Source organism: Pseudomonas mendocina, assembly GCA_037482215.1.
In the GTDB taxonomy this organism is placed as follows: Bacteria; Pseudomonadota; Gammaproteobacteria; order Pseudomonadales; family Pseudomonadaceae; genus Aquipseudomonas; species Aquipseudomonas mendocina_E.
This window is the reverse complement of record CP148074.1, coordinates 2,809,642-2,833,215: the sequence shown is the minus strand read 5'-3', so window position 1 is coordinate 2,833,215 and position 23,574 is coordinate 2,809,642. Positions and strand designations below refer to the sequence as shown.

General features: G+C 54.0%; 14 protein-coding genes, 2 pseudogenes and 1 other annotated feature. Of the genes and pseudogenes, 9 read left to right on the top strand and 7 right to left on the bottom strand.

The genetic code is table 11. The annotated features are described in order from the left end of the window. Nucleotides 1-51 precede the first annotated feature (51 nt). On the bottom strand, nt 52-2,199 hold the full coding sequence (locus WG219_13105; GenBank protein ID WXL24266.1) for a phospholipase C, phosphocholine-specific: 2,148 nt from the start codon (nt 2,197-2,199) through the stop codon (nt 52-54). 280 nt (nt 2,200-2,479) lie between these two features. On the opposite strand from WG219_13105, the gene WG219_13100 reads away from it, so the two are divergent. Next, on the top strand, nt 2,480-4,255 hold the full coding sequence (locus WG219_13100) for a methanol/ethanol family PQQ-dependent dehydrogenase (GenBank protein ID WXL24265.1): 1,776 nt from the start codon (nt 2,480-2,482) through the stop codon (nt 4,253-4,255). Between the two features lie 71 nt (nt 4,256-4,326). Here WG219_13100 and WG219_13095 read toward each other — a convergent pair whose 3' ends face one another. Then, nucleotides 4,327-4,920, bottom strand: coding sequence for an ATP-dependent Clp protease proteolytic subunit (locus tag WG219_13095; GenBank protein WXL24264.1), 594 nt, complete (start codon nt 4,918-4,920; stop codon nt 4,327-4,329). Nucleotides 4,921-5,426: 506 nt separating this feature from the next. Between WG219_13095 and WG219_13090 the strand changes: the two genes are divergently transcribed. Next, the gene (locus WG219_13090; protein ID WXL24263.1) at nt 5,427-5,858 is read left to right on the top strand and encodes a hypothetical protein; all 432 of its coding nucleotides are present in this window, start codon (nt 5,427-5,429) and stop codon (nt 5,856-5,858) included. A 143-nt stretch (nt 5,859-6,001) separates the two neighbouring features. On the opposite strand, the pseudogene WG219_13085 reads toward WG219_13090, so the two are convergent. Both WG219_13085 and WG219_13080 read right to left on the bottom strand, forming a co-directional pair. Beyond that, nucleotides 6,002-7,035, bottom strand: a pseudogene (locus WG219_13085) (two-component system response regulator). Next, the gene (locus WG219_13080; GenBank protein WXL24262.1) at nt 7,019-9,982 is read right to left on the bottom strand and encodes an MHYT domain-containing protein; all 2,964 of its coding nucleotides are present in this window, start codon (nt 9,980-9,982) and stop codon (nt 7,019-7,021) included. The pseudogene WG219_13085 and the gene WG219_13080 overlap by 17 nt, the downstream one beginning before the upstream one ends. Nucleotides 9,983-10,711: 729 nt before the next feature. On the opposite strand from WG219_13080, the gene WG219_13075 reads away from it, so the two are divergent. The 3 genes from WG219_13075 to WG219_13065 all read left to right on the top strand — a co-directional run bounded on the left by WG219_13075 (nt 10,712) and on the right by WG219_13065 (nt 14,389). Then, entirely contained in the window at nt 10,712-11,989 is a 1,278-nt protein-coding gene (locus WG219_13075; protein WXL24261.1) for an NAD(P)/FAD-dependent oxidoreductase, read from the top strand. Continuing rightward, nucleotides 11,986-12,705 (top strand): thiosulfate oxidation carrier complex protein SoxZ, encoded by a 720-nt coding sequence (locus WG219_13070; GenBank protein WXL24260.1) that lies wholly within the window; start codon nt 11,986-11,988, stop codon nt 12,703-12,705. The genes WG219_13075 and WG219_13070 overlap by 4 nt, the downstream gene beginning before the upstream one ends. A gap of 163 nt (nt 12,706-12,868) precedes the next feature. Then, nucleotides 12,869-14,389, top strand: coding sequence for an aldehyde dehydrogenase family protein (locus tag WG219_13065; protein ID WXL24259.1), 1,521 nt, complete (start codon nt 12,869-12,871; stop codon nt 14,387-14,389). Nucleotides 14,390-14,779: 390 nt separating this feature from the next. Here the strand turns inward: WG219_13065 and WG219_13060 are convergent, their stop codons facing one another. Further along, nucleotides 14,780-16,396, bottom strand: coding sequence for a methyl-accepting chemotaxis protein (locus WG219_13060; protein ID WXL28007.1), 1,617 nt, complete (start codon nt 16,394-16,396; stop codon nt 14,780-14,782). Nucleotides 16,397-16,752: 356 nt separating this feature from the next. Here WG219_13060 and WG219_13055 point away from each other — a divergent pair. From WG219_13055 to WG219_13045, 3 genes and pseudogenes are all read left to right on the top strand, one after another. Further along, nucleotides 16,753-17,168, top strand: a pseudogene (locus tag WG219_13055) (ABC transporter permease). Nucleotides 17,169-17,595: 427 nt separating this feature from the next. Next, the gene (locus tag WG219_13050) at nt 17,596-18,759 is read left to right on the top strand and encodes a GGDEF domain-containing protein (GenBank protein ID WXL24258.1); all 1,164 of its coding nucleotides are present in this window, start codon (nt 17,596-17,598) and stop codon (nt 18,757-18,759) included. Nucleotides 18,760-18,864: 105 nt separating this feature from the next. Then, nucleotides 18,865-20,087, top strand: a protein-coding gene (locus WG219_13045; GenBank protein ID WXL24257.1) for an IS3 family transposase whose coding sequence is annotated in 2 segments (ribosomal slippage) — nt 18,865-19,150 and nt 19,150-20,087 — 1,224 coding nt in all. Because the reading frame shifts where the segments join, the coding sequence is not laid out codon by codon here. Further along, nucleotides 19,143-19,259: a sequence feature (AL1L pseudoknot), on the top strand. It overlaps the preceding gene by 117 nt. 304 nt (nt 20,088-20,391) lie before the next feature. Here WG219_13045 and WG219_13040 read toward each other — a convergent pair. After that, the gene (locus WG219_13040) at nt 20,392-21,117 is read right to left on the bottom strand and encodes a tetratricopeptide repeat protein (protein WXL24256.1); all 726 of its coding nucleotides are present in this window, start codon (nt 21,115-21,117) and stop codon (nt 20,392-20,394) included. 53 nt (nt 21,118-21,170) lie between these two features. Next, on the bottom strand, nt 21,171-21,533 hold the full coding sequence (locus WG219_13035; protein WXL24255.1) for a hypothetical protein: 363 nt from the start codon (nt 21,531-21,533) through the stop codon (nt 21,171-21,173). A gap of 185 nt (nt 21,534-21,718) precedes the next feature. Here WG219_13035 and WG219_13030 point away from each other — a divergent pair, with 185 nt between their 5' ends. Further along, nucleotides 21,719-23,521, top strand: coding sequence for a sodium:proton antiporter (locus WG219_13030; protein ID WXL24254.1), 1,803 nt, complete (start codon nt 21,719-21,721; stop codon nt 23,519-23,521). Nucleotides 23,522-23,574: the final 53 nt, after the last annotated feature.

Below are 23,574 nucleotides of genomic sequence, written 5' to 3'. Positions count from 1 at the left end.
CTAGGTGGTGTGGTGTGCATGGCATAGTCACCATGCACACCGTTTGCAGCCTTAATCTTTACCCATCAATGGGTCGCTGATGCTGTGTTCGCCGCTCTCAAGGCGCCCGGCAAAGCGGCGTAGCCACTGCTCGGGGCCTTGCACGGTGAGGTCGTACCAGCCGCCACTGGCCTGCACATTAAAGGTCTGCTCATGCAGGCTTTTAGCGGCCAGTTTGATTTTCCAAGGGCCTTCTCCGCTGTAAGGGCATCGCTCGATGGTGAGTTCCAAAGGCGATTGGGTGGGGTTGCTGAGCAGCAGGTGCAGTCGGCCGGGGCCTGAGATCATCTCAACTTCAGGCTGTTGCTTTTTAACGGTGCCACGCAGCTCGCGGTGAAAGCCGTTAGGGCCGAGTAACCACAGGTGGTAGTCGCTTGTGGTTGCCCAGCTGTCTTGCAGTGATAAGCCCGCTTCGACGGTGTAGCGCTGCGGTATCTCTTTCAGGTTGAGCTTGTTGTAAAGGTGGAACACCACGCCTTGCGTGCCTGCGTTTATCAGGCTCAGGGTCAGCCGTTGCTGTTGCGGACTGGCGTCGCTGCGCACATTCAGGCGGTAGGGTAAGGCGCGAGAGGGCCGCGCGACTTTCTTTTGTGATGGAACCTGCTGCGAATTGGCTGGCGGCACGGGCACTTGTGGCAGTGCCTGCTGCTGTTTGCGCAGGTTGTCTGCTGCGCTGCGAGTGGTGGTTTGCAGGTGAGGCAGCGGCTCATTGTTGGGGTCGACAAAATTGAAGGCGCTGGTCAAATCGCCACTGACTGCACGCCGCCAGGCGCTGATGTTGGGCTCTTGCACGCCAAAGCGTCGCTCCAGAAATTGCAGCACAGAGGTGTGATCGAATACCTGTGAGTTGACCCAGCCACCCCGGCTCCAAGGCGACAGAATCAACATGGGTACCCGTGGCCCGAGGCCGTAGGGGCGACCGTCCGGTTTGGGTTGGTTGCGGGTGCCCGGTGGTGCCGGGTGGTTAAACAGCTCGTCCTCAAACGGTACGGTTGACTGGCCTGCCAGTGTTCCATCGGGATTGACCGAGGGTGGCGAGGGCGTGGGAATGTGATCGAAGAATCCGTCGTTCTCATCGTAATTGACGATAAAGACCGTTTTGCTCCAGACCTCTGGGTTTTCTGTCAGGGCGTTGAGCACTTCTTGGGTGAACCAGCCGCCTTGTACTGGGCTGGATGGGCCAGGATGCTCGGAGTAGGCCGCTGGCGCCACCAGCCAGCTGACTTGTGGCAGCTTGCCGTTACGAATGTCGTTACGAAAACCTGCGAGCATGCCTTCCAGGTCATTGTTGTTGGCCGCTGGCAGGGTGTTGCCGTTGCCTTTATAAAGCGGAGCGATCTGTTCGTGCTCTTCGCGGTAGGGCACGTAATCGGTAAAGCTGGAGCCCGGTTGCGCTGGGTTGCCGACCTTGATGCTGGCTGCACGGTAGGTGCGGAAGCCCGCCAACGGGTTGTCGGTGAAGTTATCTGGCAGGTACTGGTACACCTTCCAACTCACGCCGTTTTCTTGCAGGCGTTCTGGGTAGGTCTTCCATTGGTAACCGATAGTGGCCGGGCCGGTGCTGTCCCATTCATTGATGACTACGCCGACGCCCGCAGCTGAAGCACCGTTAGATCCCGTCCAGTGGAATAAACGGTTGGGCAGGGTGCCTGCATGAATGGAGCAGTGGTAGGCGTCGCACACAGTAAAGGCATTAGCCAGCGCAAACTGGAAGGGCAGTTCTTGCTCCCGGTAGTAGCCCATCGAGGTCGATGTCTTGTACGTCGGCCACTTGTCCATGTGGCCGTTGTCCCAAGCTTGTTGTTCATCCCTCCAGGTGCGCGGTGTGCCGTTAACCCGCTGCGCATTGCCCTGTTGGCTGTTGAGGTGGTACGGCATGACGATGCGGTTGCTGCCTTGCTGCTCCCAGACCTGGCGGCCATTGGGAAGCGGAATGGTGAATCGATCACTGAAGCCACGTACACCCGGCAGGGTGCCGAAGTAGTGATCAAACGCGCGGTTATCCTGCATAAGGATCACCACATGGTGTACGTCGTTGATGGTACCGGTCTGGTTATAGGCGGGGATGGCGAGGGCTTTGCGGATGGAGGCGGGCAATAGGGTGATAGCCGATCCGATGGCCGCAGCGCGGAGAACGTCCCTACGGGAATAATCAGGCATGCGTTGAATTCCTGTTGTGTCCAAAAGAGTGCATCCAGTTCACTCTAATCAGGCAACGTAACAGGGCTGTGACGGTTGCGATGAATGCTGACAGCGCATTGAGGCTTCGATGGGGTTGAGCAAAGGTGCGCCAATCGTGGCTTGCGGCCAGGTATTGCTACCAAGGGAGTAGTTAAATCGACACTGCGTCCAATTGTTGCGTGCGCGCAGTAACACAAGAATCTGCGGCAGATCGGGAAAAATTCCCGGTGATAACAATGAACCCGCAGAGGTAGCCGCAATGAAACACACCGGTCTTCGCAAACCCTTCCTTCTCAGTGCCTTATGTGCTGCCATGCTTGCCGGTGCTGCCCCAAGCTGGGCGGTCACTGACAAGGAAATTCTTGAAGATGGCAAAACCACTCACCAGATCGTCACCAACGGCCTGGGTCTCGAAGGGCAGCGCTACAGCCCATTGGCAACCCTGAACACTGATAACGTCAAAGAGCTGCGTCCGGTGTGGGCTTTGTCGTTCGGTGGTGAAAAACAACGTGGTCAGCAAGCTCAGCCGCTGATCAAAGACGGCGTGATGTACGTGACCGCGTCTTACTCCCGCGTATTTGCTGTTGATGCACGCACTGGCCGTGAACTGTGGCAATACGATGCACGTCTGCCGGACGATATCCGCCCTTGCTGCGACGTGATCAACCGTGGTGTCGCGCTGTACGGTGATCTGGTGATCTTCGGTACCCTGGACGCCAAATTGGTCGCCCTGAATAAAGACACCGGTAAGGTGGTATGGCGTAAAAACGTAGCCGACCATAAAGCCGGTTATTCCATCACTGCCGCTCCGCTGGTGGTGAATGGCCGTCTGATCACTGGCGTTTCCGGTGGTGAGTTTGGTGTGGTCGGTAAGATCGAAGCTTATGACCCTAAAAACGGCGAGCTGCTGTGGAGCCGTCCGACCGTTGAAGGCCACATGGGCTATGTCTACAAAGACGGTAAAGCTGTAGAAAACGGCATCAGCGGTGGTGAAGCCGGTAAAACCTGGCCAGGTGATTTGTGGAAGACCGGCGGTGCCGCTCCATGGCTCGGGGGTTATTACGACGCAGAAACCAATCTGCTGTTCTTCGGTACGGGTAACCCGGCTCCGTGGAACTCCCACCTGCGCCCTGGTGACAACCTCTACTCCTCATCACGTCTGGCGTTGAACCCTGAAGATGGCACCATCAAGTGGCACTTCCAGACCACCCCGCATGATGGCTGGGACTTCGACGGCGTAAACGAACTGGTTTCCTTCAACTATCAGGAAGGTGGCAAAACCATCAAGGCAGCAGCTACTGCTGACCGTAACGGTTTCTTCTACGTGCTGGACCGCACCAACGGTAAGTTCATCCGTGGCTTCCCGTTCGTAGACAAGATCACTTGGGCCAAAGGCCTGGATAAGAACGGTCGCCCGATCTACGTTGACGAGAACCGTCCAGGCTCACCGAGCGCCGCCGAAAAAGGTACCAGCGTATTCGCGGCTCCAGCATTCCTGGGCGCGAAAAACTGGATGCCAATGGCATATAGCCAAGACACCGGTCTGTTCTATGTACCGTCCAACGAATGGGGCATGGACATCTGGAACGAAGACATCGCCTATAAAAAAGGTGCTGCCTACCTGGGTGCTGGCTTCACCATCAAGCCGCTTAACGAGGAATACATCGGCGTACTGCGCGCGATCGACCCGAAAACCGGTAAAGAAGCCTGGCGCGTGAAAAACAACGCGCCGCTGTGGGGCGGTGTGCTGACCACTAAAGGTAACCTGGTCTTCACCGGTAACCCGGAAGGCTACCTGATGGCTTTCAACGCCAAAACGGGTGAGAAAGTGTGGGAGTTCCAGACTGGCTCCGGCGTACTGGGTTCGCCTGTGACCTGGGAAATGGACGGCGAGCAATATGTCTCCGTTCTTTCCGGTTGGGGTGGTGCGGTACCGCTGTGGGGCGGCGAAGTGGCCAAGCGTGTGAAGAACTTCAACCAGGGCGGCATGCTCTGGACCTTCAAGCTGCCGAAAGACCTCGTAGCCAAGAAGTAATAAGCTGAGGTTTAAGCGCTAAGACAATGGCCGGCATTTGCCGGCCATTGTTGTTTTAGAGCCTGTACGCGCTATTTGATGATCTCGGATTCGCGGGTGATGACCTGATGTACCAAACCGTATGTGGCAGCTTCTTCAGCACTGAGCCAGAAGTCCGTTTCGGTATCGGCGGCAATCTTTTCAACGGGCTGGCCGGTGGCGTCAGCAAAAATGCGATTGAGCCGGTCTCGCATCCAGATGATTTCTCTCGCATAGATTTCCGCCTCCATGGCCCGGCCCTGAAACCCACCTGAAGGCTGATGCAACAGGAAGCGCGTATTGGGCAGTGAGTAGCGGTTCTCTTTTTCTGCAGCCACATAAATGAGCGATCCAGCGCTGGCTACCCAGCCAGAACCGATGGTGATGACTTTAGGGCTTATGAATCGGATGGCGTCGTAAATCATGTCGCCGGATTCAACTTGGCCTCCAGGTGAACTGATAAACACCATGATTGGCTCATCGCTGAGGTGGGCGAGGGCGTGTAATTGCTGAACGGCTGTTGTAGCCATTTTGTGGTTGATTTCGCCGGTGATGAAAATCTTCCGTGCAGCGATCGCACTGTCTAGCAATGTTCGGCTAAGCGAGGTGTTATCGGGGGTGTACCCGTTGTCTTCGGATAAGCGCATACGTGGTCCCTCTAATAAATTGCAGCTGCCATGTGTGCGGTGTAGTACAGCACGGTTGTGCCGCGATTCTTGCTCCGATAGTCAGGTGGGACGATTGATTCAGTCGATTAATGCAGAGCGTGAAATAGCTGGTCGAGCAATTGTTTGACGCAAGTGGTAACCCTGGGCTGGCACTTTAAGCTCAGACTTAGGGGAATTCTTACGCCCCTACCAGAAGTGGCTGACTCATTTTTTTAGTTTTGTGGGGAAAAATAAAAGAGAGTTGGGCTGATGTTCATTTTCCTGATATGTCTGCCTTGGCGACGTATGTAGATGTTCACTAAGTTTGTGCGTTTTAGCTGTCTTGTTAATCCTGATTTACTACGGATGGGCGAACGAGATGCCACTCAGGTTTTTTTGATGAAAACGCTTGTGGTGTGGTTAATGTATTAACTGCCTTTTCTATTGTATAGATCTAACTGCTATGTGACTGTGAATTAGCAATTAAGCTATAAGAGGTAAGTGTCATGAAAAAGATGGGATTACTCATTGGTGCGATTTTACTGAGCACTCAGCTTCATGCTGAGCTTGTCGAGAGAACCGAGACGGTTAAAGGAAGAAAACCTGAGATAACAAACAGCCTTGGTGTGTTTAATTATACTGAGAAGGGTAGGGTTCCAAAGGTCGGTGATAAGATCAGACATTATTCAATTACTGCCAGGGATCTGGATGGTGATGCCTATACCATGCATCTTCAATGGTTGCGTGATGGTGAGCCGATTCCTGGGGCCACAGGAAACGGCATAGATATAATTGCTGCGGAATACAGGCCTACGGCAGAGGATATAGGTAAGATGCTATCAGTTCGGGTGTCAATATCTACTTCTCCAGATATTACAGATCCATTTCAAGGAGATACTAAATACTCTAATGAAATTGGGCCGGTTACCGAAAACTAATTGTTTTTCAAACTATTTTGATAGTGACGTGTCTAAAATTATTGCGTGAATTAGGTTTTCGCTTGCTCAAGGCTGGATAAGAAGCTTTGGCTGGTTTTATTTAGTTGGCTCTGTGTGTGAAGTATAATGTTAGTAGTTAACCCTCAAGCAAAACTTTGAGGATGTTTCGTTGCTGAATTTTCAACATAATCTGCCCAGCGGCTTTGTATGCTGAGTATTTCAGGTAGGCACTGAATAAATACTCTGACTAGGTCAGGGTCAAAGTGTACACCGCTTTGTTTTTTTATGAATTCAATAGCGTCCTCAATTGACCAAGCTCGCTTGTAGGGGCGAACACTGGTCAGAGCGTCGAACACATCAGCCAGAGCAACGATACGCGCCACGTGAGGAATTTTCTCGCCTTTCAAGCGATTGGGGTAACCCTGCCGTCCCACTTTTCGTGATGGTGCTGGGCAATACTGGCGGCTGTGTGTAGAAGCCCGTGGTCATGATGACCAATGATCTTTGCGCCTATGGTTGGATGTTGGCTCATGATTGCCCATTCATCAGGGTTAAGCCGGCCAGGTTTCTGCAAAATTGCATCGGGAATGCCGATTTTTCCCACGTCGTGCATCGGTGCTGCGTGCAGTAGCTCTTCTGCGGCATGCTCACTGTATCCGCAGGCTAAAGCAATGATCTGGCTGTAGTGGCTCATACGAATAACGTGCAAGCCGGTTTCGTTGTCCTTGTACTCTGCAGCGGCGCCGAGGCATTGAACGACCTGCAGGCGGGTATTAAGAAGTTCTTGGGTGCTCACCAATGACAGATGGGTACTCACCCGCGCCCGCACAATGGAGGGGTTAAAGGGTTTTCCAATGTAGTCGACCGCTCCTATAGACAGCCCCATTTCCTCATTACTGGATTCCGACAGCGCAGTGACGAATATTACTGGAATATTAGCTGTTGCCGGGTTTGCTTTAAGTTTTTGGCAAACCTCATAACCAGACATTCCCGGCATCATAATGTCGAGAAGGATCAGGTCCGGCCGGTCTTTATTAATAACTTCCAGTGCTGTAGGTCCATCTTTAGCGAACAGCAGGCGGTAGTCCTTTTGCAAGGTATGCCGCAAGACTTGCAAATTGGCTGTTTCATCATCAACTAATAGCAGTGTTTGCAAGGCTTCATCGGGGTTGTTCATTGGCAGAGTTGACTTGTTGGTTAAGTAATTTTTCTAGTAGTTGGTGTGCTTGATTAAACTCAAAGGCATCAATAGCCTGGCGCAATGCATTAGCCTGCTTGTGCTGATGTTGTTGCTCCAGTTGGTCGCATATTTGTTCTAATAATTCATCGTGTAACTCGTTATGGGCTAAATAGCTCATAAGCTTTTGGATGCATTCACTGAGAGAGTGATCGCATCTGAATTCCTCAGTACTATCGCTGTCTGCGTCTTTACCAGCATTCTGAAGATTGGATACTTCTTTTTTTACTTGACTAATATTCTCGATCAGCTCAGGTAAAAGTTGATGCGCTTGTGCGTAGCGCTCTTGGTAAATCAGGCTTTCCATTCGGTTGGCCAAGCTTGCTATGAGTGGCATTGAAAGTGTGCCAGCTGCTCCACGGATACCGTGCAAGCTAAATTGTAACTCTTTCCAATAGCAATCCCCGTCACCATCGATATTTAGCGGGTATTTGACATCCACGCTCTGCAGGAACTGGCAGATAGCTGACTCAAGTCGGCTACGGCTGCCCCAGCGTGAGACGCCCATTTCCCAGTCAATTAAATGTGGTGATACGTCTGGGCTTGTCGGCGCGGTGATTTCCGCAGACTCGCCTTGAATGTTCAGTACCCTGGCAATCTCGCGATACAGCTGTGGTACATCCAGCGGTTTTACAGCAAAACCATCCATACCCGCTCGTTTTGCGGCGCGTTGGTCCTCTTCCATCACACTGGCTGTCAGCGCAACAACAGGGGTGGGGGAGAGCTGTTGATTGCGTTCGTGGTTGCGGATCATGCGGGTAGCCTGTAGTCCGTCTATACCAGGCATGTGCATGTCCATCAGAACAACGTCAAATTTACCGTGGCAGAAAAGCTTGAAAGCCTCCTCACCATCGTGCGCCATCGTCACATGGTGATTGTTTCCTTCAAGTGTCAGGGCAAGGAGTTCCAGGTTCTGGGGTACGTCGTCTGCAATCAGTATGCGCAATGGAGGTAGTGAAATCTTTTCACTGTTTTGTGCCTTAGCGGGGGCCTCGCCGACAGGCAGTGGCAACCAGACGTGGAAGGTGCTGCCTTGGCCCAATTGGCTTTCAACCTCAATTCGGCCATTCATTAAGTCCACTAACTGGCGAGCAATAGTTGTTCCTAGGCCAGTGCCGCCAAAGCGCCTGCTGATTGAGGCATCTGCTTGAGTGAAGGGCGCAAAAATTGATTCAATCTGAGGTGCGCTCATGCCGATACCGCTGTCACGAACCTGAATGTGTACAGTTTCATCCTCGTAGCGATAAATCACTTGAACACCTCCTTGTTCAGTGAACTTGATGGCATTTCCTACCAGATTAGTTAGCACTTGTAGGACGCGTAGCGGGTCACCTTTGAAGTATTCCGGCATGTCAGCCTGGAAATCGGAGTTAAGACTCAGGTTTCGTGGTTGGGCACTTGGCCACAGAGACGATTCAATCTGCTGCGCTAAGCCTTTAAGTGAAAAGTCCGTGTGTTCAAGTTCAAGACGCCCTTTCTCCATTTTGGTGGTGTCGAGGATGTCGTTAATTAACCCTAGCAACGTACGTGAAGATTGGCGAATATTGGTCAAGTGTTTTCGCTGCTCAGGGCTTGGCGCGTTCTGTAGCAGCAGTTCTGTAAAGCCAATAATTGAGTTCATCGGTGTGCGAATTTCATGGCTCATGTTTGCCAAGAAGGTGCTTTTGGCCGCAGCAGCTTGCTCCGCACGTTCAGCTGTCTCGCGTAACGATGCTTCTAGAGCATGGCGTTCGCTGATGTCAGATACGAACCCGACAAATAACAGTTCGCCTGGTAAGTCCATTCGGCCCACTGCCAAGCGCATTGGCATTAGGCTGCCATCCTTGCGCAGGCCCATAACTTCACGACCTATGCCGATGATTTTGGGATTCCCCGAACTGTGATAATTCTGAAGATAGCCGTCATGTTTCGACTGATCAGGTTCAGGCATCAGCATCTTGATATTGCGGCCTAATACTTCACTAGCTGTCCAACCGAATAGCCTTTCGGCCGATTTGTTGAATCCTTGAATCAGGCCCTTACTGTCGATCGTAATGATCCCGTCCACGGCTGTATCCAGGGTCGCGCGCAGGCGTGATTTACTGCCCTCAATCTTTTCGCGTAATTCACGTGAGTGAATCAGGCTGTTAAGTGCTGCCACCATCAAGGTAATGGTTACGGCGAATGATGACAGCGCCAAGGCCGCAAACGTGTTATTGAGGACCAGTAGGCTGCCTTCACTGTTGGTTGGTGTACCACTAAAGCGAACCGCAGCCATCCCTAAGTAATGCATGCACGCGATCGCCAGCCCCATCACGATTCCGCTTACGAGAAATCGAATGGTCGGATTTGTAAGGCTGCTGCGCAGGCGATAACGAATCCAAAGGGAGAGAATTGCGAGGGCAATCGCCACGAAAATCGACAGGGTGAATACTGTCGGTTCGTACTGCATTAGTAACTCTGTTTTGAGTGCTGCCATGCCTGTGTAGTGCATCAGGCCGATACCCAGTCCGAGCAGTGTTCCACTCGAAATAATGTGCCAGGTAGTTGGCTTCGCTTGACTCAGCAAGCGAAGGGCAAAAAACGAAGTAATGAATGCAGGCAGGATGGATATCAGCGTAAGCGCCGTTGAGTAGTGAACATGACTGGGGATGCGATACGCCAGCATGCCAATGAAGTGCATGCTCCAAACGCCACCGCCCAAGGCCAGTGCGCCTGCGAGTAAGCAAGCGTTTCTAAAAGCTGTGCTTTCAGTACGACGGGCAATTTGGGCTGAAAGTAAAGCCATCGTGGTGGAAAAGGTCGACACGAGCAGCGACAGCAACACCAAAGGCAGTTTGAACTCGCCCTGGAAGTAGTTGCTTGACTGGGTGGTGTCGATGAAGAACCCGCCGAATATCTCCATCATGAACAACCTTATTATGTGTGATATCTATGCATGAGTCAGGCATCCAGCCAACTGATGCTTCTATTACTCTTTCTGGATGCGAGGCAGCAAGTCACTTCAGGCGTTCCTCTTCCTTTGTGTACACAACCTCGGTGCTTTCGGTATGAGGGTAGACCGCGCATTTTTATAAGTGCATTGGATGATAAACCAACCCAAGCCCTATGCCACATCTACAGCAGCGGTAAAGCACGAGAGTGTGCTGGTGAAGTTACAGTGAGAGAAAGTGGTTGGCAATTAATATGAGGCATCTGCACAAAATTGAGCGATTTCAGTGGTCTATAGGATATGCGGTCTGGCGAAAATATAATTGATTAAAAGTTTGTGGCCGGGCTGGTGTTGTGTGTGATTTTTAGCAACGTAAATTGGCCGAATAGACAGGTATTCATAAAGCAACTTGATGTGAAAAAGTGATGAGGTTTTAGAAAAATATGTATTCTTGTGCAGGTGATGTTAATTACGTGAGTTGGATAGAGTGTCTAGAGATGATCCGCGGCCGATGCGTAATAAACTCATAAAATAAGTTGATTCAGCCGAATAAAGTTTTCTCAGGATCTATAAGAATTCATTGCGTTTTAATTAGGAGTCAAAGCGCTTTTCTCCTTCCTACGTATTGCTTCATTTACTCCTAAAGTCGAATATGTTGAGCGCCTATCTTGTATCAGCGTGGTCTCAAATGAAGACTGGGCACTCATGATGCAGAGCATCTCACGCAGAAAATTATTGGCGGGTATAGGCCTGGCACCTTGGCTGATGTCCAGTGGTATCCGGGCTGGCGTGAGTCGATTACGAGTCGTCGTGATTGGCGGAGGATTTGCTGGCGCTACTGCCGCACGTTACCTCAAGCAGCAAGCACCTGAGCTGGATGTGGTTCTGATCGAGCCAAAGAGCGAGTTCTACACTTGCCCCTTTAGTAATCACGTGTTGGCGGGGTTGCAGCCACTGTCGAGTATCTGTCACCGCTACGAAGGCTTGATAAAGCAAGGTGTAAGACACATCCGCCAAAGCGCGCAGTTCATCGACCGTGAAAAGCAACGAGTTTGGCTCGAAGACGGTCAGCGGCTGCATTACGACCGCCTATTGTTAGCCACTGGCATTAGCATGAACTGGCAGGCAATCGAGGGCTATGACCAAGACGCAGCACAGGTTTTGCCCCATGCATGGCAGGCCGGAGCGCAAACGGTTTTGTTACGCAAACAATTGCAGCAGATGGATGCTGGCGGCGTGGTTGTCATCAGCGTTCCGGATAATCCCTATCGTTGCCCACCCGGTCCGTATGAGCGGGCCAGTTTAATTGCTCACTATCTCACTCAGCACAAACCACGCAGCAAGGTACTAATCCTCGATAGCAAAGATACCTTCTCCAAGCAGGCACTATTTCAGCAAGGATGGAAGGAGCTCTATGGCGAGCGTATAGAGTGGTTGGGCAGGGCTGATGGAGGACAAACGTGGCGGGTGGATGCGCTCAAGCGTGAGTTGTACACCGAGTTTGGTCAGAAGCATAAAGGCAGTGTGGTCAATCTGATTCCGCCACAGACCGCAGCCCCAATTGCGCAGCAGGCTGGGCTGACTGATAGCACTGGCTGGATACCGGTTCGTGCAGCAAGTTTCCAAACTCAGGCTGATCCTGCCATTTATGCAGCAGGTGACTGCACGATTGCCTCACCTATGCCCAAGTCAGCCTACAGTGCCAACGCTCAAGCCAAAGTGGCTGTAGCCGCGATGTTGGCGGACCTGACTGGGAGGGGGGCGCCAGAACCTGAATGGCGCAATACCTGCTACAGCGCCTTGAGGCCGAATTATGCGGTGTCGATCGCCGCAAATTACACCGTACATCAGGAGCGATTGATTGAGATACCTGGCAGCTTGGCGCTTAGCCCGGCGGATGGTTCGCAACAACTGCGCGAGCAGGAGTTTGCACTCTCACAAGCGTGGTACAGCAGTATTTGCGCGGATTCATGGGGCGTATGAAAGCGCTACTGATTGTTTTGTTGGCCTGCTTACCTCAGTTGAGCTGGGCATTTACAGCCGAGGTATTGGCCAAGCAGTGGATGGCTGAAGGAATACACCACAATCAGGGGCTGGAATTGACCCTGGCGCCATGGGTGGAGGATGGCTCATTCATACCATTGGACTTGGTTTTAACGGGAGCTGAACCACCGGTCTCAATCAGTTTGTTACGCAGTGAAGAGCCAGATCCTCGCATCGCTCAGATTACCGTGCAGGAATGGGCTGAGCCGCTACGCTTATCGACGCGGGTTCGGTTACCACAAAGCCAATCACTCATTGTGCTGGCGCGTGATGGGCAAGGGCGTGTGTGGTCAGCCCGGCAAGATATTGAAGTATTAGCCAGTAGCTGCATGACGCCCATGCCCTCAGCTCGGCCAGTGAACTTTGGCCAAGTGCGCGTCTGGGTTGATGGAGAGCATGAGCGCGCGCTGCGTACGGTACTGCATCATCCAATGGAAACCGGCCGCAGACCTGACCTTGCTGGTGGTTTTTTGCCGCGCCATCTACCGACGTTGTTCGAAATCAATAGTGCGGGGAATAACGTACTGCGTGCAGAACCATTTGAAGGGCTTTCAGTCAACCCATACTGGCGCCTTATTCTCCCTGCCCGCAGCCACGCCATCAGTATTCGCTGGGTCGATGCTGATGGCAGCCAATTTAGTGCTGAACTGCCCTGATCTAAGGAGGTAAACACAGGTGATGATTTCCGGCTCTACTACCAAATAACGAGAGGTTTTGTGCCATGGGCGCATACCTGCGCCTTTGGGGCCTTTCTAAGATCAAGCCATGCCCAGCTCACGCTTTTGGGAGCAGGCTCACTAACAAAAAGAGGTTTTCACAATGATCTACGCCAAACCAGGTACTCAAGGCGCGCTGCTCACACTCAAACCGCGCTACGGCAACTACATCAATGGCGAATTCGTTGCGCCGGTAAATGGCAGCTACTTCACCAACACCAGCCCGGTTGATGGTTCGGTCATCGGTGAATTCCCGCGTTCCGATCGTGACGATATCGAGCGGGCGCTGGACGCTGCTCACGCCGCCGCCGACGCCTGGGGCCGTACTTCGGTTCAGGAGCGCTCCCACATCCTGCTGAAAATCGCTGACCGCATTGAGCAGAACCTGGAGCTGCTGGCTGTTACTGAAACCTGGGACAACGGTAAGCCGATTCGTGAGACCCTGAACGCCGACATTCCGCTGGCGGCTGACCACTTCCGTTATTTCGCTGGCTGCCTGCGCGCTCAAGAAGGCTCCACTGCCGAAATCAACGACACCACTGCGGCCTACCACTTCCACGAGCCACTGGGCGTCGTTGGCCAGATCATCCCGTGGAACTTCCCGCTGCTGATGGGCGCATGGAAACTGGCTCCGGCTCTGGCTGCCGGTAACGCCATCGTGCTCAAGCCTGCTGAGCAAACTCCGCTGGGCATCACCGTACTGATGGAGCTGATCGGTGACCTGCTGCCAAAAGGCGTACTGAACGTGGTGCAAGGCTTTGGCCGCGAAGCCGGTGAAGCGCTGGCCACCAGCAAGCGTATCGCCAAAATCGCCTTCACCGGTTCCACGCCGGTTGGCTCGCACATCATGAAGTGCGCTGCTGAGAACATCATTCCGTCGACTGTAGAGCTGGGCGGCAAGTCGCCGAACATCTTCTTCGAAGACATCATGAAAGCTGAGCCTGCCTTCATCGAGAAAGCAGCTGAGGGTCTGGTTCTGGCCTTCTTCAACCAAGGTGAAATCTGCACCTGCCCGTCCCGTGCACTGGTTCAAGAGTCGATCTTCGAACCGTTCATGAACGAAGTGATGAAGAAGATCAAACAGATCAAGCGCGGCAACCCGCTGGACACCGACACCATGGTCGGCGCACAGGCGAGCCAGCAGCAGTTCGACAAGATCATGTCCTACTTCGAGATCGCTCAGCAGGAAGGTGCCGAGCTGCTCACCGGTGGTGGCGCAGAGAAACTGGAAGGCAGCCTGGCAACGGGTTACTACATCCAGCCGACCCTGCTCAAAGGCCACAACAAAATGCGTATCTTCCAGGAAGAAATCTTCGGCCCGGTGGTCAGCGTTGCCACCTTTAAGGACGAAGCTGAAGCCCTGGCAATCGCTAACGACACCGAGTTCGGTCTGGGCGCTGGCGTGTGGACCCGCGACATCAACCGCGCGTACCGCATGGGCCGTGGCATCAAGGCCGGTCGTGTATGGACCAACTGCTACCACCTGTACCCGGCGCACGCTGCGTTCGGTGGTTACAAGAAATCTGGCGTAGGCCGCGAAACCCACAAGATGATGCTCGACCACTATCAGCAAACCAAAAACCTGCTGATCAGCTACGACATCAACCCACTGGGCTTCTTCTGATCCGTGTGAAATCTGGCGCGCCGGCTCCGCGCGCCAGCCCCCAACCTGCGACTCGCCTTAGGTGAGTGTGCTGACTGCCCGAATGGCGGTTCGGGCAGAGTTTCAGCAACGCAACGCGGCTTCGGCCGCGTTTTTTATTGCCTGGAGAAAAGCGGGCAGAGCGTGGTGCAGTGAGTGTTGCGGATCGATGCGGCTTTTATCGGATACCAAACCGCACGCTGTATAGGGCGCGCGCTCACAGATGAGACGTAGAGTCCAATCGAACTGCAGGGGGATACACAGAGCACCGGCTAAAGGTCTTGCTCGCAGGGCGGGGGATCTACAGATGGAAGCTAAAGTGGAGACCGCTCCAGGTTTTGTCTGTCACGGTCTCCAATCGCTATAGCGGCATCAGATTTTGAAGTTCTGCACCAGCTTTTGCAGTTGGCTGGCAAGGCTTGCGAGTTGTGTGCTGGTGGCTACGTTTTGACGTGAGGCATCGCTGGTTTCTTCAGCGATCTGGCTAACACAGGTGATGTTGCGGTTGATCTCTTCAGCGACCGAGCTTTGCTCCTCGGCGGCGGAGGCGATCATGGCGTTCATGTCATTGATAGTGGCAACGGCGTTGCTGATTTGCTCCAGCATACGACCGGCGCTGGCCACTTGTTCTTTGCCACTTTGAGCCTTCTCACAGCTGCTTTCCATGACGGTCACGGCGCGGTTTGCACCGTGCTGCAGCTTTTCAATCATCGCCTGTATTTCAGTGGTGGACTGCTGAGTACGTGAGGCGAGTGTGCGTACCTCATCGGCCACTACGGCAAAACCACGCCCTTGTTCGCCTGCACGGGCCGCTTCGATGGCCGCATTCAGGGCGAGCAAGTTGGTTTGGTCAGCAATGCTGCGAATCACATCCACCACAGAGCTGATGCTGACGCTGTTGGCTTCCAGCTCGTGAATGACTTCAGCAGCATGCACAACTTCGGTGGCCAGACTATCAATAGAGATGATGGTCTGTTGCACAACCTGTTTGCCGCTTTCAGTCTGATTGTCAGCTTCTTCTGCGGCGTGAGCTGCGTTAGCGGCATTGCCTGCGACGTCTTGTACTGTGGCGGACATCTCATTCATCGCAGTGGCCACCTGATCGGTTTCCATCTGTTGACGATTGATGCCATCACTGGTTTGGCGGCTGATCTGCGCTGTTTGCTCGGCCGCAGCGGCCAGTTGCTCAACAGCTTGTGCCAATTCGCGGATGGTGCGCTGGAAGTGGCTGGCCATGGTGTTGAAGGCATCAGCAATAGTGCCCAGTTCATCTTTACCCGTGTATTGGATGCGATGAGCTAAGTTACCGCTGGCAAGGGCAGAACCACCCGATTGCAATTGGCGTACTGCTTGAGTGATACCGGATACGGTAGCCAGTGAAAAAGCGATGGCAATGCTCAAGGCAACGGCAAGAGAAATACCAATTGTGAATAGCAATTTGCTGAAGCGATTGTCAGCCGCCAGATGGCTTTTCTCGGCGAAGCCTGTCTGCTGGTTGATCAGGTTACGCAGATGTTCATAGGTTTTGTTAAAGGCCGGTTGTAGGCGGGTGAGGATGATTTCATTGGCCGCCATGTAATCGCCGTCACGCATCAGCTTCAGCGCGGGTTGAACGCTTGTATCCAAGTAAGTAATCAGCTCGCGTTGCAGTGCATCAAACATGCGCTGCTGCTCAGGCTCCACAACCAGGGCCTGGTATTCGCTCATATGCTCACGCATATCCTTAGCGTTCTGCTCCACGGCATCAAAGTGGAGGCTAGGCGGGTGATTATGGGCATTCTCAAACGCACTGCCCGGCATGTGCTGGAGGGCCAGCAGCAACTGCGTACGTGTGAGGTGCATGTGGTTGCTTAGTTCGTTCAACGTATCCAGCGGTAGCAGTACGTTGTTGAACATCTTGTCCAGATCACTGTTGCTGTTGCGCATACCGTTCAGTCCAGCAACGGTCATCGCAACTGTAACGAATGCCAAGAGCCCCAAAAGGCACATAAGACGAAATTTCAAAGTAAACCGAGTCAACCAATCACGCATTGCAACCTACCAACGTAGTCAGGAAAACGATGGTTCTATTTTGCCATCAATTGGTACTGGTATCTTGCGTTAGGTCATTAAGTGCTTGATTCAGTGCTATATAAATATGTCCAAAAGGTCAGGTATTAATGGGGTTGGTGCTGGTTTTACGCGGTCTCATGGGGCGATAAGGCCTGGAACAAAATGTCGCAGCCACGGCTGTGAAGGTGTACGCCGTTATGCCTCATCAGTGACCTGACTCAGGCAAGCTGGAACGTTCTGATGTTATATGTTTATGCGTAATTGATATTTAAATTGAATTTTTATAGCTGTAGATTGGCTCCATGCTGAATCCGCTGCCCGCCATCGCATTACTGCCGTTGGCGCTGAATACCTGTGCGGGATTTCTCGGCGTCTCGGAAACCCAGCGCATAGCCGGGCGCAACTGCGGCCTCAAAGGCCTGTGTTTTACTGTTTATCCTTATTCCGGCAACTCTGCCGTCGATTCTCGCAGGCCTGAAAATCGCTTGGGCGTTTGCCTAGCGTATGCTGATCGCCGCCGAGCTGGTGATTGGCGCCTCCAGCGGCAAGGGCAGGCTGGGTTGGTACATCTTCCTGAACCGCAAAGAGCTGTACACCGACAAGGTTTTCGCCGGGCTGGCGCCGTGATTCTGTTCGGCCTGCTGGTGGAAAACCTCATCTTCGCCAAGGTTGAGCGCCTCACCGTAAACGCTGGGGCATGCAGCGCTAAGCCGTGCTCAAAGACAGATAAAGAACAGAACCAATGCTTCAGAATGGGCTGAGGGCGGCAAATGGCAGTAACGCTGCGTAATTAAGACGTTTATGAAAAAGCGCCCGGTGAATGCCGGGCGTTTTCATATGTGGGGGCGTTCGGTTCGTCGAGTCTAGATAATACTTTCGTCTTACTTATAACTTGGCGATGTAGATGGTTTGCCAGATAGAGCAAATAGCCATTACGATCAGCTTTGTAGAACAGTCGTGCAGTTATATAAATGTGCTCTGAGCACGCGATCCTTACTGGAGGCGCCTCAGCACTGAACTGGCGATCGAATTAACGAAGAGCAAGTGCGCAAGCGTCTTCTCTTGTCTGAAGCGCGCACGAACAGGCCCGGTTGCTTGACGGCCGACTTCAGTAGTCACTCCATTTGTGAGAAGTCATGGTCACCACTGTCATCATCAGCATGCTCTGCGTGCATCTGCTGTGTTTTAGCGCCATGTTCCTGCTGATCAGCACTCGGCTGAACGGCAAGAAATTCGGTATGGAAGTCTTCGCCCTCGGTAGCCTGTTGCTGGGTATCGCCTACATTCTTCAAGTGGTGGAAGGGTCAGACCGAGAAGGCTTGGTGAACATCATCAACCACACCATGACACTCTGCGCCCCTGTGGCTTACTGCCTTGGCGGTATGCGTTTTTTTGGCTACTCAACCCCCGTACTGCGGCCCATGCTGGCGGTAGCAGTGGGTTACACCCTATTGCAGCTCGTGCTGGATCAAATATTAGGGCCGGTTGCTCGGCATGTGCTGTTAGCTGGGGTGTGCTCGATGCTGTTCTTCGGCATGACAGCCTCACTGGTCTATGGGCGCTCCAGCTTTGCCAAAGACCTGCGCGCCGAGATTGTCGTATTTGCCTTGCTCATTGGCGGCATCTGTATTCTCAACGGCATCAAGTTTTTCATCATTCTTGATGGCGGTCTGGAAGCCCTGAATTTGAGCAGCCGCTTTCAGGTGATCTTTTACATTTATATGTCCTTCCTCGGCACCGTATTACCGCCCAGCCTCGTCTGGCTGGTGCTGCGACGCCTCACGGACGAACTGCGCACCTTGGCCACCCATGACCCACTTACACGCCTGCTTAACCGGCGCGGCATGGTCGATGGTCTGGAGAGTCATTTTCGCTCCCGTACAGCGGGCAAAGCCTTTGTCCTGATCGTCGATGTCGATCACTTCAAACGCATCAACGACACCCACGGGCACAAAACCGGAGATCAGGTGCTGGTGCACGTCGCTAACATCCTCGTCAGCAACGCCCGCAAAGGTGACCTCGTCTGCCGTCTAGGCGGCGAAGAATTCGCCCTGATCGCCCTCGACACCGACCGCGAAGGCGCCCTGCAACTGGCCGAACGCGCCCGTGCCGCCATTGAACAAAGCCAAGTCCCCGGTCTCGACCCCAAGCAACCCATACGCTGCACCGTCACCATTGGCGTCTCCGATCCCTTCACCAGCGCCCAAGCATTGGATGACTCGCTGCAACAGGCGGACAGGGCGTTGTATCGAGGGAAATCGGAAGGGAGGAATCGGGTGGAGTGGGTGAGGGTAGGGTAAGTAGGTGTGTTGATGGCAAGGGCAAGTTTCGGCCAATAGCCGTCATTGAGCTTCCTGAATCGCCCCGGGTTTCGTGGAGGCCTCAACTCTTGAGAAGATGAGGCCATGAAAAAGACTACGACCTACTCCCCTGAAGTCCGTGAACGTGCCGTGCGCATGGTTCTGGAACACCTGAACGACTACCCCTCCGAGTGGGCCGCCATTGAAGCCATCGCGCCGAAGATTGGCTGTGCAGCGCAAACGTTGCATGGCTGGATTCGCCGCCATCAGACCGACGCAGGCCAGCGTCCAGGCCCGACCACCGAAGAGCGCGAACGCATCAAGGCGTTGGAGCGGGAGAACCGGGAATTGCGCAAGGCCAATGAAATTCTGCGTCTGGCCAGTGCGTATTTTGCCCAGGCGGAGCTCGACCGCCGCACCAAGTCCTGAGGGCTTTTGTCGATCAGTACCGTGACCGTCTCGGGGTCGAGTCGATCTGCCGTGTCTTGCAGATCGCCCCGTCCGGTTACCGCAGACATGCGGCCCAACTGCGCAATCCGGCACTGCGTTGTTGCCGTGCTCAGCGCGATGAGGCGTTGAGCTTGGAGATCCAGCGCGTGTGGGATACCAACATGCAGTGCTATGGCGCGGTGAAGGTTTGGAAGCAGTTACTGCGAGAGGGCCTCAAGGTCGCCAGATGTACGGTGGAGCGGCTAATGCGGCGAGCTGGGTTGCAGGGAATTAGGCGTGGCCAGGTTGTACGGACGACGGTGGCCGGCGACAAGTCGCTGTGTCCGCTGGATCGTGTCCAACGCCAGTTCCATGCTGAGCGCCCGAACCAGCTGTGGGTGTCGGATTTCACCTATGTCTCGACCTGGCAAGGCTGGCTGTACGTGGCGTTCGTGATTGACGTCTTTGCACGGCGCATCGTCGGCTGGCGAGTCAGTACCAGCATGAAGACCGACTTCGTGCTGGATGCCCTGGAGCAAGCGCTGTACGCCCGACAGCCACATCGTATGGGTGGCCTGATTCACCATAGCGACCGTGGCAGTCAGTACGTCTCGATCCGCTATACCGAGCGGCTGGCAGAGGCCGGCATTGAGCCTTCGGTTGGCAGCAAGGGCGACAGCTACGACAACGCCTTGGCCGAGACTATCAACGGGCTGTACAAGGCTGAACTGATTTACCGGCAGTCATGGAAGAGTCGTGAAGCTGTTGAGATGGCGACCTTGAAATGGGTGCACTGGTACAACCACCAGCGGCTGTTGAGCTCAATCGGGTATATCCCGCCTGCGGAGGCTGAGGCAAACTTCCACCAGCAACAAGCAAGTCAGGCCATGGCGGCCTGACTTAAACGAAACGGCCTCCACGAAACCCGGGGCGATTCATGCTGTACAGGTGTAGTGGTCACTAATCCCGGACATTTTGCAGTTCTATAACGAGGCTGCACAGGCTCTCGAATACCGCACACAGGTTCTACCCCACTTACACAGACGATTTTGTGTTGCTGGGCTAGCAGGCCTTATCAAGAAGTGCGGGTGAGGGTACGCTAAGTTGATGCGGGCGATATCGGCTGGGAGCGGTCATAGTGCGTTTACGAGATTGAAAAGAAATGGGGACAGATTTATTTAAGCCCTCGGCTCTGATCACAGGTCAGTTCACCCGCAAATAGTCTCCGTCTGCACTGACGTTATGGCCGAAACCGCAGTGCCAACTATCACTACTTTGTTTGATGGTAAGGCCGTTTCCATCTGACGACTTCGTCAGTGAAAGTATGCAGGGTTCTGCGTCATCACTCTCTCTAAGAACGATATCGCCCTCACCATTTTTCAAGGTCACCACTTCGCTGAAATCGCCCAGGTTTGGGCCGTAGTAAAGGGCCCGCGGACCAAAGTACACACCTTGCCAGTCCGCTTGGTATGTATCGATTTTGAGTGGTTTCAATGTGAGGATCTGAAACGTGCTGAGCCTGGCGTATCGCCAATATTCGCCTGAAAGCGAGGTTGGCTTCGGCAGGGCATCCAGCTTGTCCTGAATCAGCGAGAGGTTGTACTTCGACTTTTTGTCATTCGGCATGATGGCCAGCCAAGCCTGTGCTTTGCGGTATTCGCCCTGGCGAATCCAGGTCAGTGCGACATTGTTGTAAGCAGTGGCTAGTCGGTCCTGATCCCCCACATCACACTCTTCCTGCCACGCCGCCTGCAGTTCAAAGGATTCCCGTGCTTTGGGGTAGTTCTTGGCTTTGTAGAAGGCTTCGCCTTGCTGCGCGTGCTGGCTGATCTTTGCGCAGTCGGCTGCAATCTGTGCCTCGGTGATTTCTGCTTGGCAGTTGAGGGCAATTAACATCAGCGCCAGCAGGCTGAGGGTGGGTTTGTTCACTGTAGCTTTCCTTATAAATTATGCCGACTTGCTTCCCTGCAATAAGCCTCAGCTTACGCTTCGCGGCATGCACTAATCTCTTTCCAGATATAGCCATAGCTATATCGTAACCAGGCAATTTTTAAACTGTCCTGCCGACGCTTTATCCAGCTGGCCTCGCGAGCACGGGTCTGTTTGTCTATTTCGCTCAGCAGCCACTGGGTATCGAACCCTGTCCATATAGGCGGTACAGGGGTTTCAAGATTGCTAAAGCACACTGGAGCAACGTCCTCAAAGAGTATGTCCCGGACAATCTCGGGGTCGTAGTCACGCACTTGCTTTGCTATCGCCTTATAGTCCACCGCGTTGTCAACAAAGGCGTCTGCCAATGCTATTTGGATTTTGGCTCGGTCTTGTGGAGTTAGAACACGTCCCAATGGGCAAGCTCCCCTAGCTCAGCAGCGAAAGTGTCGGCGGAACCTCCGCCAGCTATACCACCTGCGGTACTGCCAACAAGAATAACTGCATAAGTATGCCGTAACTCATTAACGCAAATATTCCCCTGAACCATCCCGCCATTAGCTAGTCTTTCAATGCCTGCTCATCGAAGGACGAAGCATTAATGAACGAAACCCAAATTTTATTGGCCTTTGGCGGTATCGGATTAGCCGCGTTGGCCTGTCAGTGGCTGGCGTGGCGTTTAAAGCTGCCGGCGATTTTGTTTTTGTTGTTAAGCGGCATTCTGGCTGGGCCGGTGTTGGGCTGGCTTGATCCGCAGGAGCTGTTCGGGCCATTGCTGATGCCGTTGGTGTCGATGGCGGTGGCGCTGATTTTGTTTGAAGGCAGTTTGACGCTGCACCTCTCGCAGTGGCGTGAGATCGGCAGTGTGGTGCAGCGGCTGGTGACGGTCGGTGCGCTGGCGACCTGGGCGGTGATTACGCTGGCTACGCATTGGTTGCTGGGCTTTGATTGGCTGTTGTCGCTGCTACTGGGGACGTTAACGCTGGTGACCGGGCCGACGGTGATTGTGCCGATGCTGCGGGTTGTGCGACCGCGGGCTTCGATTGCCAATATCCTGCGCTGGGAAGGGATCGTGATCGATCCTATCGGCGCGTTGCTGGCGGTGGTGGTGTACAGCTTTATTATCGCCAGTGCATCGGGTGAGGGCCTTAGCCACAGTCTGATGGTGTTCGGCGGTGTGATCGCCTGTGGCACTGTGTTGGGCATTGCCGGTGGCTGGTTGCTGGGTGTGGTGTTGCGTCGCCAATGGCTACCAGAGTATCTGCACAACCTTGCAGCGCTGGCGGCGGTACTGGGCATCTTTATTGGCTCCAACCAGCTCATGCATGAGTCAGGCTTGCTGGCGGTAACGCTGATGGGCATGTGGCTGGCCAATATGCGCGGCGTCGATGTGCAGCACATTCTGCACTTCAAGGAGAACCTCAGTGTTTTGTTGATCTCCGGTCTGTTCATCCTCCTTGCTGCACGGCTGGATCTCAGCGCATTGCTGGCGTTGGGCCCTGCGGTGTTGATTCTGCTGCTGGTGATTCAATTGGTCGCCCGGCCACTGAACATGCTCATCTCTACGGCAGGCTCCAGCCTGAACTGGCGCGAGCGCGCCTTGCTGGCGTGGATCGCGCCACGGGGCATTGTTGCGGCGGCAGTTTCGGCCATATTCGCGATTCGCTTGGACGAGGCGGGCTATGAAGGCGCGCTGCTGTTGGTACCCCTGACGTTCGCGGTGATCATCGGCACCGTTGTTGTGCAAAGCGCGACAGCACGCCCAATCGCCCGTTTACTGAATGTGGCTGAGCCTGCGCCGAGTGGCTTCCTGATTATTGGCGCTAACGGCCCGGCGCGGGAGATTGGCAAGGCACTCCAGCAGTTGGGCAGCCGCGTGTTGCTGACTGATTCCAGCTGGGAAAACATCAGCGCGGCGCGTATGGAAGGGCTGCCGACTTATTTCGGCAACCCGGCTTCCCAGCACGCCGAGGCCCACTTGGATTTGATCGGCCTGGGCCATCTGCTGGCGCTTTCTCCGTCTGGTGAGCTGAATACCTTGGCGGTGATGCGCTTCCGCCATGACTTCGGCCATCAGCGCCTGTTTAGCTTGGCCCACAGCCAGGAGAGCCGCCGCAGCGACAAGCACCGTACCAGCGACAAGCATCGCGGCAAGCTGCTAGGTAACGACAGTCTGACCTACAGCAAGCTGGCCAGCTTGCTGGCGAAAGGTGCGGAGTTTTACAGCACCACGCTGACCGAGGGCTTCACCTGGGAGGATTACCAGGCGCTACACGGTGAGCGTGCAACGGTGTTGTTTGCTCGTGACCCGAGCGGTTGGGTGCATGTGGTCAGCAGTGACAGCCAGCTCAAGCCCGCTACTGGCTGGACATTGCTGGCGGTGATTCAGCCGCAGGCGCAATAGCGTGGAGCGAACGCCCGTGTTGAGCGGGCGTTCGCTTCAATATGTAGTCTGGC